Genomic DNA, 387 nt, shown 5'->3' with positions numbered 1-387 from the left:
AAGTACCCGGTGATGTTCCGTTCGGCCGATCTGGTGCTGGTCAACAAGGTCGATCTGATTCCCCATCTGGACTTCGACCTCGACGCCTTCTATGTCAACCTGCGCGCGGTGAACCCGGGAGCGGTGGCGATCGAGATCAGCGCCCGCACCGGTCTGGGCGTCGCTCAATGGTGCGAGTGGCTATGTGACCGGCACGAGCAGAACCGAGCGGCCGCGCTCACGTCGTGAGTGCCGTCCGTAGCCGGTGAGCCACCCGGTCGACCACCCGCCTTGGGGATGGCTGCGGCCCAGCGGTCCCCGATCGTAAACACATGCTTGCCGACCACACCACGCTGGTGCAGTTTCTGATCGAGGAGCGCCGCCGCCACCCCGGTGCTTCCGGTGACC

Annotated in this window: 1 pseudogene; it reads left to right on the top strand. The window is 65.6% G+C overall.

Going from position 1 to position 387, the window contains the following annotated elements:
- A pseudogene (locus CQY20_RS34075) lies at positions 1–228 on the top strand (hydrogenase nickel incorporation protein HypB); the annotation flags it as partial.
- Between the last annotated feature and the right edge of the window lie 159 nt (positions 229–387).

Origin of the sequence: Mycolicibacterium agri, assembly GCF_002553505.1 — a bacterium.
GTDB lineage: Bacteria > Actinomycetota > Actinomycetes > Mycobacteriales > Mycobacteriaceae > Mycobacterium > Mycobacterium agri.
This window is presented reverse-complemented; position numbering and strand designations above follow the sequence as displayed.